13 protein-coding genes and 1 pseudogene are annotated in these 14,202 nt (G+C 56.2%); 11 read left to right on the top strand and 3 right to left on the bottom strand.

Features of this window, described 5'->3' with window-relative positions; all coding sequences use genetic code 11:
- From ACTIKR_RS10225 to ACTIKR_RS10215, 3 genes and pseudogenes are all read left to right on the top strand, one after another.
- Nucleotides 1-242: pseudogene (locus ACTIKR_RS10225) on the top strand (tripartite tricarboxylate transporter substrate binding protein); the annotation flags it as partial.
- 87 nt (nucleotides 243-329) lie between these two features.
- Nucleotides 330-767 carry a tripartite tricarboxylate transporter TctB family protein gene (locus tag ACTIKR_RS10220; protein WP_442327776.1) on the top strand — a complete coding sequence of 146 codons (438 nt, stop codon included), beginning with the start codon at nucleotides 330-332 and terminating at the stop codon, nucleotides 765-767.
- Nucleotides 764-2,305, top strand: a complete 1,542-nt coding sequence (locus tag ACTIKR_RS10215) for a tripartite tricarboxylate transporter permease (RefSeq protein WP_442327775.1) — start codon at nucleotides 764-766, stop codon at nucleotides 2,303-2,305. Before ACTIKR_RS10220 ends, ACTIKR_RS10215 begins: the two co-directional genes overlap by 4 nt.
- Before the next feature lie 143 nt (nucleotides 2,306-2,448).
- Here ACTIKR_RS10215 and hutG read toward each other — a convergent pair whose 3' ends face one another.
- Together hutG and ACTIKR_RS10205 are read right to left on the bottom strand one after the other, a co-directional pair.
- Entirely contained in the window at nucleotides 2,449-3,246 is a 798-nt protein-coding gene (gene hutG / locus ACTIKR_RS10210) for an N-formylglutamate deformylase (RefSeq protein ID WP_442327774.1), read from the bottom strand.
- A gap of 30 nt (nucleotides 3,247-3,276) precedes the next feature.
- Nucleotides 3,277-4,866: a gamma-glutamyltransferase family protein gene (locus tag ACTIKR_RS10205; protein WP_226817243.1), complete on the bottom strand. Its 1,590-nt coding sequence runs from the start codon at nucleotides 4,864-4,866 to the stop codon at nucleotides 3,277-3,279.
- A gap of 307 nt (nucleotides 4,867-5,173) precedes the next feature.
- Here ACTIKR_RS10205 and ACTIKR_RS10200 point away from each other — a divergent pair, with 307 nt between their 5' ends.
- The 6 genes from ACTIKR_RS10200 to ACTIKR_RS10175 all read left to right on the top strand — a co-directional run bounded on the left by ACTIKR_RS10200 (nucleotide 5,174) and on the right by ACTIKR_RS10175 (nucleotide 11,889).
- Entirely contained in the window at nucleotides 5,174-6,544 is a 1,371-nt protein-coding gene (locus tag ACTIKR_RS10200) for an aspartate aminotransferase family protein (RefSeq protein WP_193090025.1), read from the top strand.
- Between the two features lie 170 nt (nucleotides 6,545-6,714).
- On the top strand, nucleotides 6,715-7,839 hold the full coding sequence (locus ACTIKR_RS10195) for an ABC transporter ATP-binding protein (protein WP_442327773.1): 1,125 nt from the start codon (nucleotides 6,715-6,717) through the stop codon (nucleotides 7,837-7,839).
- Nucleotides 7,840-7,864: 25 nt separating this feature from the next.
- Nucleotides 7,865-8,926: an ABC transporter substrate-binding protein gene (locus ACTIKR_RS10190; RefSeq protein WP_193090027.1), complete on the top strand. Its 1,062-nt coding sequence runs from the start codon at nucleotides 7,865-7,867 to the stop codon at nucleotides 8,924-8,926.
- A complete protein-coding gene (locus ACTIKR_RS10185) occupies nucleotides 8,926-10,104 on the top strand; it encodes an ABC transporter permease (protein WP_226817245.1) in 1,179 nt (392 codons plus the stop codon). The genes ACTIKR_RS10190 and ACTIKR_RS10185 overlap by 1 nt, the downstream gene beginning before the upstream one ends.
- A gap of 48 nt (nucleotides 10,105-10,152) precedes the next feature.
- Nucleotides 10,153-10,941 (top strand): ABC transporter permease, encoded by a 789-nt coding sequence (locus tag ACTIKR_RS10180; RefSeq protein WP_442327777.1) that lies wholly within the window; start codon nucleotides 10,153-10,155, stop codon nucleotides 10,939-10,941.
- Between the two features lie 354 nt (nucleotides 10,942-11,295).
- Nucleotides 11,296-11,889, top strand: coding sequence for a TetR/AcrR family transcriptional regulator (locus tag ACTIKR_RS10175; RefSeq protein ID WP_442327772.1), 594 nt, complete (start codon nucleotides 11,296-11,298; stop codon nucleotides 11,887-11,889).
- 46 nt (nucleotides 11,890-11,935) lie between these two features.
- Here the strand turns inward: ACTIKR_RS10175 and ACTIKR_RS10170 are convergent, their stop codons facing one another.
- Nucleotides 11,936-12,655: a MipA/OmpV family protein gene (locus ACTIKR_RS10170; protein WP_442327771.1), complete on the bottom strand. Its 720-nt coding sequence runs from the start codon at nucleotides 12,653-12,655 to the stop codon at nucleotides 11,936-11,938.
- 835 nt (nucleotides 12,656-13,490) lie between these two features.
- On the opposite strand from ACTIKR_RS10170, the gene rplN reads away from it, so the two are divergent.
- Both rplN and rplX read left to right on the top strand, forming a co-directional pair.
- On the top strand, nucleotides 13,491-13,859 hold the full coding sequence (rplN, locus tag ACTIKR_RS10165) for a 50S ribosomal protein L14 (protein WP_014752499.1): 369 nt from the start codon (nucleotides 13,491-13,493) through the stop codon (nucleotides 13,857-13,859).
- An 11-nt stretch (nucleotides 13,860-13,870) separates the two neighbouring features.
- Entirely contained in the window at nucleotides 13,871-14,200 is a 330-nt protein-coding gene (rplX, locus tag ACTIKR_RS10160; protein ID WP_128393186.1) for a 50S ribosomal protein L24, read from the top strand.
- Nucleotides 14,201-14,202 lie beyond the last annotated feature (2 nt).

Here is a 14,202-nt window from a genome sequence, read left to right as displayed (position 1 = left end):
TTGATATTCAGTGGCCGATTATTCGCGGTTATTATGTCGGCCCCAAAGTGTCTGACGAAGATTACAACTTCTGGCTTGATGCTTTCAAGAAAATGACCGCCGATCCCGGCTTTGCCAAACTGCGCGAACAGCAGGGTCTGTTCCCCCTTGACAAAACCGGTCCCGAGCTGGATGCCTATGTCAAGGAGCGCGTTGCAGCGTACCGCGAACTGGCCGATTCCTTTGGCCTGATGAAAAAATAACAGCACCGTCTGACCCGCTGCCGCCAGCCCTGGCGGGCAGCGGCCGGCGCTGCGGCGCCGTGACCATCTCTGTCTGGAACTACCACCATGAATGATCGCATATTGGGGATTGTATCCCTGGGGCTTGCCATATTCCTGACCGTCTTCGGCTGGAACCTGCATGCACCCGTTTCCTACGAGCCTGTGGGCCCGCGCGCCTTTCCCTTGCTGATTGCACTGGTTATCGGTCTGTGCGGCCTGTGGCTTATCTACAAAAACGAATTTACTGCCCAGGCCAATCCGCCGGGCGCCAACGGTCGCATTTTCCTGATGGTGCTGGTCGCCATGGGTTATGCCTTCCTGTTTCAATGGCTTGGCTTCGTTGTCGCTACCGTGCTCATGACCGTGCTGGTGGGTCGCCTGTTTAGAGGCGCCTGGATCAAGTGCCTGATGGGCGGTGTTGGCATGGGCGTTTTGTTTTTTCTCCTGTTCGATCGCGCGCTTGATGTCGTGCTGCCAACGGGTATTCTGGAGGGCCTGCTATGAGCGGCTTACTCGATCATTTATCTATCGGTTTCGGCGTTGCACTGACCTGGAGTAATCTGCTGATTGCTGCCGTTGGCGCTTTCCTGGGTACGCTGGTGGGCGTGCTCCCTGGCCTGGGGCCCATCAATGGCGTGGCCATGTTGATCCCGCTGGCGTTTGCCATGAACTTTCCGCCCGAATCCGCCCTGATTCTGCTGGCTGCCGTATATGTCGGCGCCGAATATGGCGGTCGGATCACATCGATTCTGCTCAACGTGCCGGGCGAGGCCAGCGCGATCATGACCACGCTTGACGGCTATCCGCTGGCGCGTCAGGGTTTGGCGAACGTCGCGCTGTCGTTGTCTGCCTGGTCTGCCTTCTGCGGTGCAATGGTTTCGGTTGTCGGCATTATGCTGCTGGCGCCATTACTGGCGCGCTGGGCCCTGGCTTTTGGCCCGCCCGAGTACTTTGTCCTGATGATATTCTCGTTCTGCTGCCTGACCAGCCTGCTGGGTAAAAAACCGGTCAAGGGAACGCTTGCGGCCATGCTTGGTCTGGCCATTTCCGTGGTCGGCGTGGATGCCAACTCCGGCGTCTATCGCTATACGTTTGACTCCGTGCATCTGGCAGATGGTGTCGAGTTCGTGGTTGTCGTGATTGCGTTGTTTGCGGTGGCCGAACTGCTTGAAATGCTTGAGAAAGTCATGGGCGGGCAGCGTATGGAGGTCGACTCCTCTGGCCGCAGAATGTTCAATCTGAAGGAGCTGGCCTTTACCTGGTGGAGTGTCGTGCGCAGCGCCTTTGTTGGTTTTTTTGTGGGTGTACTGCCGGGAGCTGGCGCCAGCGTGGCCGCTGCTGTGGCTTACTCACAGGAAAAACGCATTATTGAAGGCAAGGATCCCGATGCCAAGTTCGGCAAGGGCGATATGCGGGGTCTGGTTGCGCCGGAAGCTGCTGCTACCGGCTCTGCCATCGGTTCCTTTGTGCCCATGCTGACCCTGGGGGTGCCAGGATCGGGCACCACGGCGGTGATGATGGGTGCGCTCACGCTGTATAACATTACCCCCGGTCCTGTGCTGTTCGACACCAAGCCGGAGCTGGTGTGGGGGCTGATCGCGTCGCTGTTCATTGCCAACGTCATGCTGTTTGTCATGAACGTACCGATGGTGCGCGTGTTCTCCAAAGTGCTTGCGGTTCCTGGCTGGCTGCTGGTCCCGGGCATTTTATGCATCAGCTTTATCGGTGTATATGCGATTAATGCGGGCAGTTTTGATCTGATGATGGCTGTGATAGTCGGCGTTATCGGCTACTGGCTGCGCAAGATGGAAATCCCCATGGCGCCGCTGGTGCTTGGGGTGGTGCTGGGCGACATGATGGAACAGAACCTACGACGCGCCCTGTCCATTACCAATGGCGACGCCACGATCCTGGTCCAGAGCAATATCTCAATTGGCTTGTGGGTGGCTTCGGTGGCGGTGGTGGTATTGCCTTTACTGTTGCGCAGGTATAGCCGCAAAGGCAAAAAGCTGTTGGCGCAGACTGCAGACGACGGTGAATAAACTGCACTGATCGTTCTTTGTCGCAGTATAAAGAAAGGGGTGCCCTGCGGGGGCCCCTTGTTGTCGTTTGTCGAAAGCAAAGCATGATGGTTGCGGGTTATTTCATACGTCATATGGGTGACGCATTCGGCAACACGGGTCGATCACATTCGTGCGTAGCGCAGCGTGGTTTCCAGCGCCTGCTGCAGCAAAGGGGTGACCCTGGCTGCCTTGGCCTCATCGTAGGCAAAGGGCCGGGACTCCTGCATATAGGCAATTTGGGTCAATTCCAGCTGTACGGCGTGAATGCGCTCGGCCGGGTTGCCGTACTGGCGGGTGATATAACCACCCTTGAAGCGGCCATTGGCCGCAGCGGTAAACTGACCATCCTGTTCGATCTGTTGCGCCAGCACTGCACACAGTTCTGGATGGGCGCTTTGGTTATTGGCAGTGCCGAAATTGAAGTCTGTCAGTTTGCCGGGAAAAAACCGGCTAATCTCGGAACGGATGGAATGGGCTTCCCACAAAACCGCAAACCCGTGTTCCTGCTTGATACGCTGCAGCTCTGTTTGCAGCGCCGCGTGATACGGCTCCCAGAACAACTGCCGACGCCGGATTTTTTCCTGCTCTGACGGTTCGCGCCCCGCCAGATAAAGCGGCTCTTTGTCAAAGGTGTCCACGGGACACAAGCCGGTGGTGTCCTGGCCCGGATACAGATTCTCGTCATCGGGCGGGCGGTTCAGATCAATAATATAGCGCGAATAGACTGGCGTCAGAAAAGAGGCGCCACCATCCCTGGCAAATCCGTAAAGCCGATCCAGATGCCAGTCGGTATCATCCACGAACCCGGCTACTTGCGTGAAGTTCGTGGCAATCTGCGGATCCAGCCTGGTCCCCATGTGGGGAATGGAAATGAGCAGAGGAATAGCGCCTTGCTGCAAGGAAAAAATGGGGTCCGGCATCGTTACTCCGTTTGCTCGTTCATCGCTGTTTCAGAAACCGACGGCCTGACCATCGCGGCGGGAGTCGGACGCTGCGTAATAGCCATGTTCGGCTTTATAAATAAGCTGTGCGGAGCCAAACTCAAGGCTGTCGGCGGCCGCTACTTCAACCCGGTGTCCACGCGCCTTCAGGCTCTGGACTACGGCGTCAGGCGTATGGGCTTCCAGATACACAATAGGACCGTTTTCCACGCGAAAGCGCGGTGCATCGCTCATGGCTTGCGGGTTTTGTGCGAATGCCCCCAGGCGCGCGACCATTTGCGCATGTCCCTGTGCCTGCATGCTGCCGCCCATCACGCCGAATGACATCAGCGGCTTACCCTGGCGGGTGATAAAGCCGGGGATAATGGTGTGCATGGGTTTTTTCTTGGGTCCGACGCAGTTGGCGTGTCCCTGGCGAACATTGAAGCCGCAGCCGCGGTTATGCAACGCAATGCCGGTGCCCGGTACAACCACGCCGGAACCGAAGCCGTGATAATTGGACTGGATGAACGATACCATCGTACCGTCCTGGTCAGCGGCGGTCAGATAAACCGTACCGCCACTGGCAGGCATGCCGGCAGCCGGCGTCGACGCTTTGTCCATATTGATAAGGCGAGCGCGTTCCTTCAGATAGGCAGGCGACAACAGATCTGCCGCAGTCAGCGTCATATGGACAGGGTCGGCAATATGTTCGTGCAGATCGGCAAACGCCAGTTTCATGGCCTCAACGCCCACATGATAAAAATCGGGGCTGTCTACGCCCATGGATTCAAGATCGAATTGATCCAGGATGCCGACGCCCATCAGGGCCGCAATGCCCTGGCCGTTGGGCGGAATCTCGTGCAGCGTCAGATCGCGGAAGTTGGCGCTGATAGGCTCAACCCATTCTGCCGCAGCGCTGTCCAGATCGGCGGCCGTCAGATAGCCTCCGGTCTGCTCGGCAAAGGCAATGATTTTTTCGGCAAGCGCACCGCGGTAGAAGCTTTCGCCGCGGGTTTGGGCAATGTCCTTCAGGGTCGCGGCCTGTTCAGGAAACGTCCACAACTGGCCGGCCTTGGGAAACTGACCCTCAGGCATAAATGCCTGGGCAAAACCGGGCTGGTCCTTGCAGGTCTCGCCCTGCGCAGCCCAGATTCGCGCAATGTTCGGCGAAACCATAAAGCCCTGTTCCGCATAACGGATGGCCGGTTCAAACAGTTCTTCAAAGGGCAGCTTGCCGAATCGTTCCGACAGGGCGCGCCAGCCGGCCACTTGCGTTGGCACGGTTACGGTGCCCCAGCCCTTGCCGGGCATCGTCGGCTGGTCCTTGAACAGGTCATACGTCCATTTTTCGGGAGAGCGGCCACACGCGCTCAATCCGTACAGTTTGCCTTCATGCCAGATTTGCACAAACAGATCGCCGCCAATGCCGTTCATGACCGGTTCCACCACTGTCAGGGCGATCGCGGTAGCCAGCGCACTGTCTACCGCGTTGCCACCACGGTAAAGCATGGACAGCCCGGCCTGCGCGGCCAGCGGTTGCGAAGTGCTGACAGCGTTGCGAGCAAAAACGGGCATTTTTTGTGAGCGGTAGGGGAAGGACCAGTTTAAATCGGACATGGGAAATATTTCACTTCTGTTGGTTGGAGGAGGGCAGCGCTTAAAAGAGAGCCATTTGTGTTATTTCATAATGAACATGATAATCATAGCTTATTATCAAGGCATATCCACCAGGACGCACCGGGGGCCCCGCATTTGCGTGAACGGCCTGGCCACCCTGCCACTCGCGCGCTGCTGGGCGCTCGCTGGTGCCTGGTCTGCGGCAGTTCCTTCGGTGATTTCCCGGACAACAGCCGGTGTGCTCGCCAAGCGGGCAGATAGCATGGATAATAAACATGAACCAGACGCAACCGATATTGGAGACACAATGAGCAATTCAATTTCACAGCAGGGCAGTGACGACATCGCCTTTCACATGCATCCCTATACCAACGCGATCACGCATGCGTCACAGGGGCCATTGGTCATCACCCGCGGTGATGGCATTTATGTGGAAGATGAAAACGGCAAAAAATACATCGAAGCCATGGCCGGGTTGTGGAGCGTTGCTGTCGGTTTCAGTGAGCAGCGATTGGTAGACGCCGCCATGCGCCAGATGCAGACCCTGCCGTTCTATCATTTGTTTACCCACAAAACGCATGAAGCCGCTGTTCGTTTCGCCAAAACGCTGATTGACTTGGCGCCGGTGCCCATGAGCAAGGTGTTCTTTACCAATTCCGGTTCAGAAGCAAATGACACTGTCATGAAACTGCTGTGGTATCGGTCCAATGCACTGGGTCAGCCGAATAAGAAAAAACTTATCGCCCGCCATAAGGGCTATCATGGGGTCACCATCGCATCGGCCAGCCTGACCGGCTTGCCGGGCAATCACAAAGGCTTTGACCTGCCCATTGAGCGCGTATTGCATACGACATGTCCTCACTATTGGCGCGAAGGGCGGGACGGCGAAACCGAAGAGGAATTTGCCACCCGCATGGCGGCAGACCTTGAGGCGCTGATCCAGAAAGAAGGCCCCGACACCATCGCGGCGTTCTTTGCCGAACCGGTCATGGGCGCAGGCGGGGTCATTGTGCCGCCGAAAACCTACTGGGAAAAAATCCAGGCCGTGCTGAACAAATATGACGTGCTGCTGGTGGCCGACGAAGTTATTTGCGGGTTCGGGCGCACCGGCAAAATGTTTGCCAGTGAAACGTACGACATCAAACCCGATGTGATGGTGCTGTCCAAGCAGATTTCTTCTTCCTACCAGCCGCTGTCGGCCATATTGCTCAATAGCCGCATGTTTGATCCGATTGCCGATGAAAGCAACAAGCTGGGCGTGCTGGGGCATGGTTTTACAGCCGGAGGCCATCCGGTGGCGGTTGCCGTGGGTCAGGAAAACGTGAATATCATTCGTGAAAGAAATCTTGTACAAAATGCATCTGTGACAGGAGCACATCTGCAGCAACGGCTTGCCGGGTTGAGCGATCATCCGCTGGTGGGCGAGGTGCGCGGAGTGGGGCTGATCGCGGGCGTAGAGCTTGTGACTGACAAGGCGGCCAAAACTGCATTGGCCAGCCCCGGGCAACTGGGCACCGCCGTAAGCCGCAAGCTACAGGAGCTGGGCGTGATTACGCGCAATATCGGCGATACCCTGGCGTTTTGTCCGCCGTTGATCATTACCGCCGAGCAGGTGGATACCCTGGTCGACGCGGTCACGCAGGCGCTGGATGCCACTCAGCAGTCGCTCAGGTCCTGAACCTGATCCACCCGGGCTGCAAACTTGAAGGTGCGCAGCCAGGCAAACACATTTGAAATATTTCAGATATGTTTGCCCTGTGCAATACAATGATATGCGCCGGTTGGTGGCGGGGGTCGTCGTAGGCGGGGCCTGTCGCTGCATGAGTGATACTGGGAGAAGCAAGGCTTATGTCTGCAGCAACTGCGAATAACAAGAATCCTCTGGTGCGTTTTAAAAGCGTGCGCAAGAGTTACGATGGCAAAAACCAGGTCGTCAGGCACCTGAACCTGGATATTCGGCAAGGGGAGTTTCTGACGCTGCTGGGGCCGTCGGGATCGGGTAAAACCACCACGCTCATGATGCTGGCCGGTTTCGAGGCGCCCACCTCCGGCACCATTGAACTGGCCGGCGAGCAAATAGATAACCTGCCGCCTCACAAACGTAACATTGGCATGGTCTTCCAGAATTACGCCCTGTTTCCGCATATGACGGTTCAGGAAAATGTGGCCTTTCCACTCAAAGTGCGCAAATTCGATGTCGACACCCAGCAACAGAAAGTCAAAACAGCCCTGGCCATGGTGCAACTGGATGGGATGGAAAAGCGGTATCCCGCGCAGTTATCGGGCGGGCAGCAGCAGCGCGTGGCGCTGGCCCGGGCATTGGTTTTTGAGCCAGAACTGGTGCTGATGGATGAACCGCTGGGGGCGCTGGACAAACAGTTGCGCGAACATATGCAACTGGAAATCAAACGCCTGCACGGCGAATTGGGCATCACGGTCGTATATGTGACGCACGATCAGGACGAGGCGTTGACCATGTCGGATCGCGTCGCCGTCTTTCATGACGGCATGGTCCAGCAAATTGGTTCACCCCAGGATATATACGAAACACCCGATACCGCATTTGTCGCCGGCTTCATCGGCGAGAACAACCGTACCCATGGCACCATTACGCAGGCAGGCGTGCATCAGGCAACAGTCAATTTGGACAGCGGGATGCAAATTCAGGGCACACAACAATTGGGGATGAAGGTGGGTGACCGCGTGTCGGTCTCCATTCGTCCCGAACGAATCGCGCTCAATCCAGCGGAAAATTCCACGGATGTGCGCTGCCAGGGCAGGGTTCAGGAAGTCATTTATCTGGGAGATCACGTTCGTGTTCGACTGGTCATCAACGACGATCCTGATTTTGTGGTGAAACAGCCGGTGTCTCAAGTGCGGCAGAAAATAACGGTAGGCGATACAGTGGATCTGGGCTGGAATCACGAGTTTGTGCGGCTTCTGGATCCCATCGAGAAGGCGGCAGCGGTATAACAACCTTTTATGTGGAGAGAGACAAATGAAAAAGAAAACAATCAAAGCTGCAGTGTTATTCACGGCGGCCATGGCCTGTCTGGGGTCGGGCATGGGCGGTGTGTATGCGGCCGATAGCCTGACACTGGTCTCCTTTGGCGGGGATAATAAAACCGCGCAGGAAAAAGCCTATTATGGGCCGTATGAAAAGGCAACGGGCACCAAGATAACGGCTGCTGAATACAATGGCGAGCAGGCCAAGATCAAGGCCATGGTAGATACCAACAGCGTCAGCTGGGATGCGGTGGAAGTGGAAAGCCCTGAACTGGTGCGCGGCTGCGAAGAGGGCCTGTTCGAACCCATCGACTGGGGTGTGATCGGCAACAAGGCCGATTTTATCGAGGCGGCGACCGACAAGGATTGCGGCGTGGGCATGTTTGTGTGGTCCGTCGCGCTTTCCTACGATGGCGACAAATTCAAGGACAATGCCCCCAAAAGCTGGGCCGACTTCTGGGACGTGAAAAAATATCCCGGCAAGCGGGGCTTGCGCAAGGGCGCCAAGTACACACTTGAAATTGCCCTGATGGCCGATGGCGTATCGCCCAAAGAAGTGTACAAAGTGCTGGCTACGCCGGAAGGGGTGGACCGTGCTTTTGCCAAGCTTGATCAACTCAAGCCCAATATCCAGTGGTGGGAATCCGGTGCGCAGCCCGCACAGTATCTGGTGTCCGGCGATGTGGTTATGACCTCTGCCTATAATGGCAGGATCTCCCAGGCGGCCCGCGAAGGTAAAAATCTGAAAGTAGTCTGGGACGGCAGCGTGTACGACCTGGACTATTGGGCGATTCCCAAAGGCAGCGCCAACAAGGCGGAGACAATGAAATTCATCGCCTTTGCCAGCAAGCCAGAAACCCAGAAAGTGTATGCTGAAAATATCGCTTATGGCGCCGTCAATAAAAAGGCAATCGAGCTGATCGACAAGAAATACCTGGCCGATATGCCGACTGCGCCGGACAACGAAAAGAACGCCATTGCACTGGATGTGAACTTCTGGATCGACAACGGTATTTCTCTGGAGCAGCGTTATAACGCCTGGGTTGCCAAATAATGGCTGGTCCACGCAAGGCGCTCTGGCTGGTTGTGCCGCTGCTGCTGTTTCTGCTGCTGACCTTTGTGGCGCCAATCGCTTCTTTTCTGGGAAAAAGCGTGGCCAATCCCGAGGTGGTCACGATTCTGCCGGCCACCGTCAAAACGCTGCACAAGTGGGAACCCGGTACGCCGGTCAATGAGGATATGTACCGTGCCCTGGCCGACGATCTGGCCCGGGCGCGGGCCGAGCAGGCCATGGGGCCGCTAATGCAGCGGCTCAATTTCGAGCGGGCGGGGTTTCGCACGCTGATTGCCAAAACAGCGCGCAGACTACCCTTCAAGATAGATCCGCCAAGTTTCGAGAAAGCGTTCGAAGAGATCGACCCGCGCTGGTCCGATCAGGCTTACTGGGGCATATTAAAAAACAATGCTCGCGCGCAAACGCCATACTATCTTCTGACCGCCCTGGATCTCAGGCAGGCCCCCGACGGCAGCATCGCGGCGGCACCACCGGACCAGGGGATCTTCAAAACCATTTATTTGCGCACCTTCTGGATGGCGGCTGTGGTCACCCTGGTGGCGCTGGTGTTGGCTTATCCGCTGGCCTATCTGCTGGCGCGGTTGCCGGCGCGTATCAGTAATCTACTAATGATTCTGGTATTGCTGCCATTCTGGACCTCACTGCTGGTGCGCACGGCAGCGTGGATCGTGCTATTGCAAAATGGTGGGCTGATCAATGGCCTGCTGATGCAAATCGGGCTGATTGATGCCCCGATGCAACTGGTGTTCAACCGGCTGGGCGTTTATATTGCCATGGTGCATATCATGCTTCCATTCATGATCCTGCCTTTATACAGTGTGATGAAAGGTATTTCGCCCACCTATATGCGTGCGGCGGTGTCGCTGGGCTGTCATCCCTTGCGCAGTTTCTGGGCGGTGTATTTCCCCCAGACCCTGCCAGGCATTGGCGCAGGCTGCCTGCTGGTCTTCATTACGGCTATCGGCTATTACATTACACCCGCACTGCTGGGCGGTCCGAAGGATCAGATGATCAGCTACTTTATTGCCTTCTATACCAATGGCACCATCAACTGGGGCCTGGCCGGCGCATTGGCAGCCATGTTGCTGCTGGCGACATTGATACTGTATGCGGTCTACAGCCGGCTAAGCGGCTCGACCCGACTGGGGGTGGCCTAAGTGACGCAGGAAAATACCATTCGCACGCCTGCCGAACGCATCTGGCGCATGGTGCACTGGCTGCTGGCCATCCTGGTGTTGCTGTTTCTGATTGTGCCGGTGCTGGTCATTGTCCCATTGTCTTTCAACGACAGTTCCTTTCTGGTGTATCCGCTCGATGGCTTTTCCCTGCGCTGGTATGAGAATTTTTTCCAGTCGTCCGAGTGGATGCTGGGCCTGAGAAATACGCTGATCGTCGCTCCGCTGGCGACCGTCATTGCCACGGTATTGGGAACTGCTGCTGCGCTGGCGCTGTATCGGGCGCGTTTTCCCGGTAAAGGGCTATTGCTGGCGCTGCTGATTTCTCCCATGGTCGTACCGGTTGTTATCCTGGGTGTGGCTGCTTATCTGTTTTTCGCGCCAATGGGCCTGGCCAATAATCTGGGCCTGTTGGTGGTCATGCATGCGGTGCTGGGTACGCCCTTTGTGCTGATTACCGTGATGGCTACGCTCGAGGGCTATGATACCAACCTGGGAAGGGCGGCGGCCAGCCTGGGCGCCCCGCCGTTGTATGTGTTTCGTCGGGTCACGCTGCCGCTGATTGCGCCTGGCGTGATCTCGGGGGCGCTGTTCGCCTTTGGCACCTCGTTCGATGAAGTGGTCATGACTCTGTTCATTGCGGGGCCCGACCAGTACACCTTGCCGCGCGTCATGTTCAGCGGCATCCGCGAAAACCTGAATCCAACGATCGCTGCCGCAGCGACATTGCTGATTCTGTTTTCGGTCGCCATGCTGCTGACGCTGGAATGGCTGCGGCGGCGCGCCGAACGGCTGCGTCTGGCGATGCCCCGGGCGTAAACCAACAGCGCGTTGGCGGCAGCATGGGGAGCGCAGGAGTCGCGCATTGAGGGCCAGGCGATTTATGCGGCTGCCCCTTGCGGCGAGTCGGTTGTGTCGGTGCGCTCGTGCCGATGACGGATGCAATATTACAGATGCAATGTGAGTGTTTATCGTCACGCCAGGAGCTGGCCAGGATATGAAGGCAGCGGTACACCGGCCCAGGAAGGTATCACGTGCCTCATTATGTGCCGAATTATGTGCGCCATTAAATACCCCTGAAAGTGCTCTATAAATGCGAAAATAAGATACGTGATAATATCTTAAATAATAATAGCAAAATGCTAACCCGACTTTGAGCGGTGCCCCGGAAATATGACCATAGCGAAATCTGTAAAAACACGGCGGCGAGGCGCCAGGCTTGAGCAGGCCATTATTGAGGTGGCCTGGGACAGGCTGATTGAACACGGGTACGCCTCGCTGACCATGGAAATGGTTGCCAGCGCTGCGCATACCAGCCGTTCGGTGCTCGCGCGGCGCTGGAACAGTAAAGCCGCCCTGGTGCTGGCGGCAATTAAATACCAGCTCTCCAGGCATCCGCCGCAGGTGCCCGATCGGGGCGATGTGCGGGAAGAGCTGCTTGAGTATCTGCAACGTCTTGGCAACTTTGCACCCATCTTCACAACAATCAATGCCTTGCTGTCGAACGACCTGTTTCGCAAGGCATTTGCCACGCCGGAAGAGGTCAGACGGGCGCTGAGTGCGGGCAAGACGGATAATCTGAGCGTGATCCTGGACCGTGCGGTGGCGCGCAACGAAATAGATCCGGACAAGCTGATCCCGCCGGTCAAGACCCTTGTCCGGGACCTGCTGCGTCATCATGTCATGATGCACCGGGCCGCGCCGTCCGAACAATTGCGCGTTGTCTGGGTCGATTCAATTTTTCTTCCGCTGGTGCGACGCGCCTGAACCTGAACCTGAACCCAAGACCATTGGCCTGCATTGTGCCTGGTCGCTAGAACCGATAGGCAACGCCAAGGGCGCCCACAGCTTGCGATTTGCGCCGTACCAGCGGGCTGTCGGCCGCGTCCCCCATGAGCTGGCTGACACCGGCGGTGCCGGTGATGCTCCATGTCTTGGTCAGGTCATAACTGAAGCCAAGTCGCAGGGAAACATCCTTGAATCCGGCCGAAGCCCGGTATTCCGACAAACCGGAGCGGGCTGCCTGTTGCGCACTGATGCCGAAGTAACTGTTCATGTACTTGGCGTTGGCCCAGTTGACCGACAGGCTGGGAATGACTTTAAAGCGCTCCGATACGGAATACGGATAAGAGACGCGCGCATTTGCAGTGAGTCCGCGCTCGCTTTTGGTAATTGCCTGGGTGGCCGATACCGTGAATATGGCACCCCATACATTCGTCGATACGAAAATACGTGCGCCCAGCGCATTGGACAGCTTGCCGATGCCCTCGGGCACGTCGCTTTCGCTATACCCCTCCATCATGTTCACGCCGGCTCCGATAGTCAGTTGCGGGGACTGCCAGATATTTAAGCCCAGACCATCGCCCGAGCGGGCGAAAAAACGCCCGTACTGGGCGTCCACCACGGGAAAGGGCTGCAGCCGATATTCATCGGCCCCTTCATAGCGCGGGGCAATGGCTGCGCCCAGGCCGAGTTTCAGATGATCGTCGTCGGCGGCATGAGCGGCCGCAGCGGTCAGGCTCAATAAAGCCAACAGGATTCTGGACGGTGTTCTGGGGGGTAGGCAGACTTGTGCATATATAGGGGTTGAAACGGCAGGCTTCATGCTGGCTCCAAGGGGATAAAACTCGGGTTTAAGGTTCGTGAAAGAATCTTAAGGAGAAATTTTTGGCTTGTCAAAGTACGCAAATGTATCTTATTTTTTGATAAAACAGACCCAGGTCTGTGCGTTGGTCGGGTCTTGCGCGGCAACTGCTATATAGGAACCTGCTATATATAGAGCCGATAAATTGGAAGATAGAAAGGCGTCAGTGATCTGACTGTGATTGATTGATGGTGGCGCTTGAGCGCAGACACATAGGCGGGTTCACGCAGCAGGCAGAATAGAGAAGGCGCCATAGAGGAAGGCGGCCAGCCGGGCGGTTCATCGCCAATGGCGGCGCGCACGTTCTCGTTTGCTGTATGCCCAGATTAAACCTGTCACATTCATTTCGGCCGTACTTACGAGACGCGTTTGCCAAAAAAGTTGTTGTTTTTCAAGTAGTAATTGGTCATTTTAAGGTGTTTTTCACTTGCATCCGGTACTCGGATAGGATATATTAGAGGACTTCGTTCGTTTATGGGCGGAGAAACTATTTAAACATATTTCAACCCAGGGTGGCGCACGCAAAACTAACGGGCGCGGCCTGACGGGACCAAAACTGGTTATATGAATAGCATCTGGTGCTTGCTGGCCTGCCTGACGTGCTGATTTACCTTGGTGTTTATTACGAGTAAATCAAAAGCGAAGTGGGTCGAAATACCAGAAATGGCAAACGGGCTGTCGGGAAACCGGCAGTGTATGTAACTAAGTTGGAACAGGAATAATCATGATCCAAATGCAAAGCACGCTAGACGTGGCTGATAACACCGGTGCGCGCCGTATTATGTGCATCAAGGTGTTAGGTGGCTCAAAGCGCCGTTACGCAGCCATCGGTGACATCATCAAAGTGACTGTCAAGGATGCAGCTCCGCGCGGACGCGTCAAAAAAGGCGAAATCTATAATGCGGTCGTCGTACGTACCGCCAAGGGCGTTCGTCGTAAAGACGGTTCGCTAATTCGTTTTGGTGGGAACGCAGCAGTACTGCTGAACGCCAAACTTGAACCTATCGGTACACGTATTTTCGGGCCTGTTACGCGTGAACTGCGTACCGAGCGCTTCATGAAAATCGTGTCACTGGCACCTGAAGTGCTGTAAGGGGCAGATAGATGGAAAACATTCGTAAAGGTGACGAGGTTATCGTCCTTACCGGTCGTGATAAAAAGCGCCGCGGTGTCGTACTGGCCCGTGTTGACGCTAATTACGTCCTGGTCGAAGGCGTGAACGTTGTCAAGAAACACACTAAACCTAATCCGATGAGCAACAATCCCGGCGGCATCATTGACAAAACAATGCCTATCCACGTTTCCAACGTGGCATTGTTCAATCCTGCAACTGGCAAGGGCGATCGTGTAGGCGTCAAAGAAGTGGATGGACGTAACGTCCGTATTTACCGTTCTAACGGCGAAGTCGTTGGCGCGAAAGCGAAAGGGGCGTAATC

This window comes from Advenella sp., assembly GCF_052108595.1.
Classification (GTDB): Bacteria; Pseudomonadota; Gammaproteobacteria; order Burkholderiales; family Burkholderiaceae_B; genus Advenella.
Note: the sequence above shows the minus strand (reverse complement) of the source record. Positions and strands in the feature narration are given on the sequence as shown.

Excerpts from the sequence above, each read along its gene's own strand:
- ACTIKR_RS10220 (WP_442327776.1), top strand. The coding sequence starts at position 330 with ATGAATGATCGCATATTGGGGATTGTATCCCTGGGGCTTGCCATATTC.
- ACTIKR_RS10215 (WP_442327775.1), top strand. The coding sequence starts at position 764 with ATGAGCGGCTTACTCGATCATTTATCTATCGGTTTCGGCGTTGCACTG.
- hutG (WP_442327774.1), bottom strand. The coding sequence starts at position 3,246 with ATGCCGGACCCCATTTTTTCCTTGCAGCAAGGCGCTATTCCTCTGCTC.
- ACTIKR_RS10205 (WP_226817243.1), bottom strand. The coding sequence starts at position 4,866 with ATGTCCGATTTAAACTGGTCCTTCCCCTACCGCTCACAAAAAATGCCC.
- ACTIKR_RS10200 (WP_193090025.1), top strand. The coding sequence starts at position 5,174 with ATGAGCAATTCAATTTCACAGCAGGGCAGTGACGACATCGCCTTTCAC.
- ACTIKR_RS10195 (WP_442327773.1), top strand. The coding sequence starts at position 6,715 with ATGTCTGCAGCAACTGCGAATAACAAGAATCCTCTGGTGCGTTTTAAA.
- ACTIKR_RS10190 (WP_193090027.1), top strand. The coding sequence starts at position 7,865 with ATGAAAAAGAAAACAATCAAAGCTGCAGTGTTATTCACGGCGGCCATG.
- ACTIKR_RS10185 (WP_226817245.1), top strand. The coding sequence starts at position 8,926 with ATGGCTGGTCCACGCAAGGCGCTCTGGCTGGTTGTGCCGCTGCTGCTG.
- ACTIKR_RS10180 (WP_442327777.1), top strand. The coding sequence starts at position 10,153 with ATGGTGCACTGGCTGCTGGCCATCCTGGTGTTGCTGTTTCTGATTGTG.
- ACTIKR_RS10175 (WP_442327772.1), top strand. The coding sequence starts at position 11,296 with ATGACCATAGCGAAATCTGTAAAAACACGGCGGCGAGGCGCCAGGCTT.
- rplN (WP_014752499.1), top strand. The coding sequence starts at position 13,491 with ATGATCCAAATGCAAAGCACGCTAGACGTGGCTGATAACACCGGTGCG.
- rplX (WP_128393186.1), top strand. The coding sequence starts at position 13,871 with ATGGAAAACATTCGTAAAGGTGACGAGGTTATCGTCCTTACCGGTCGT.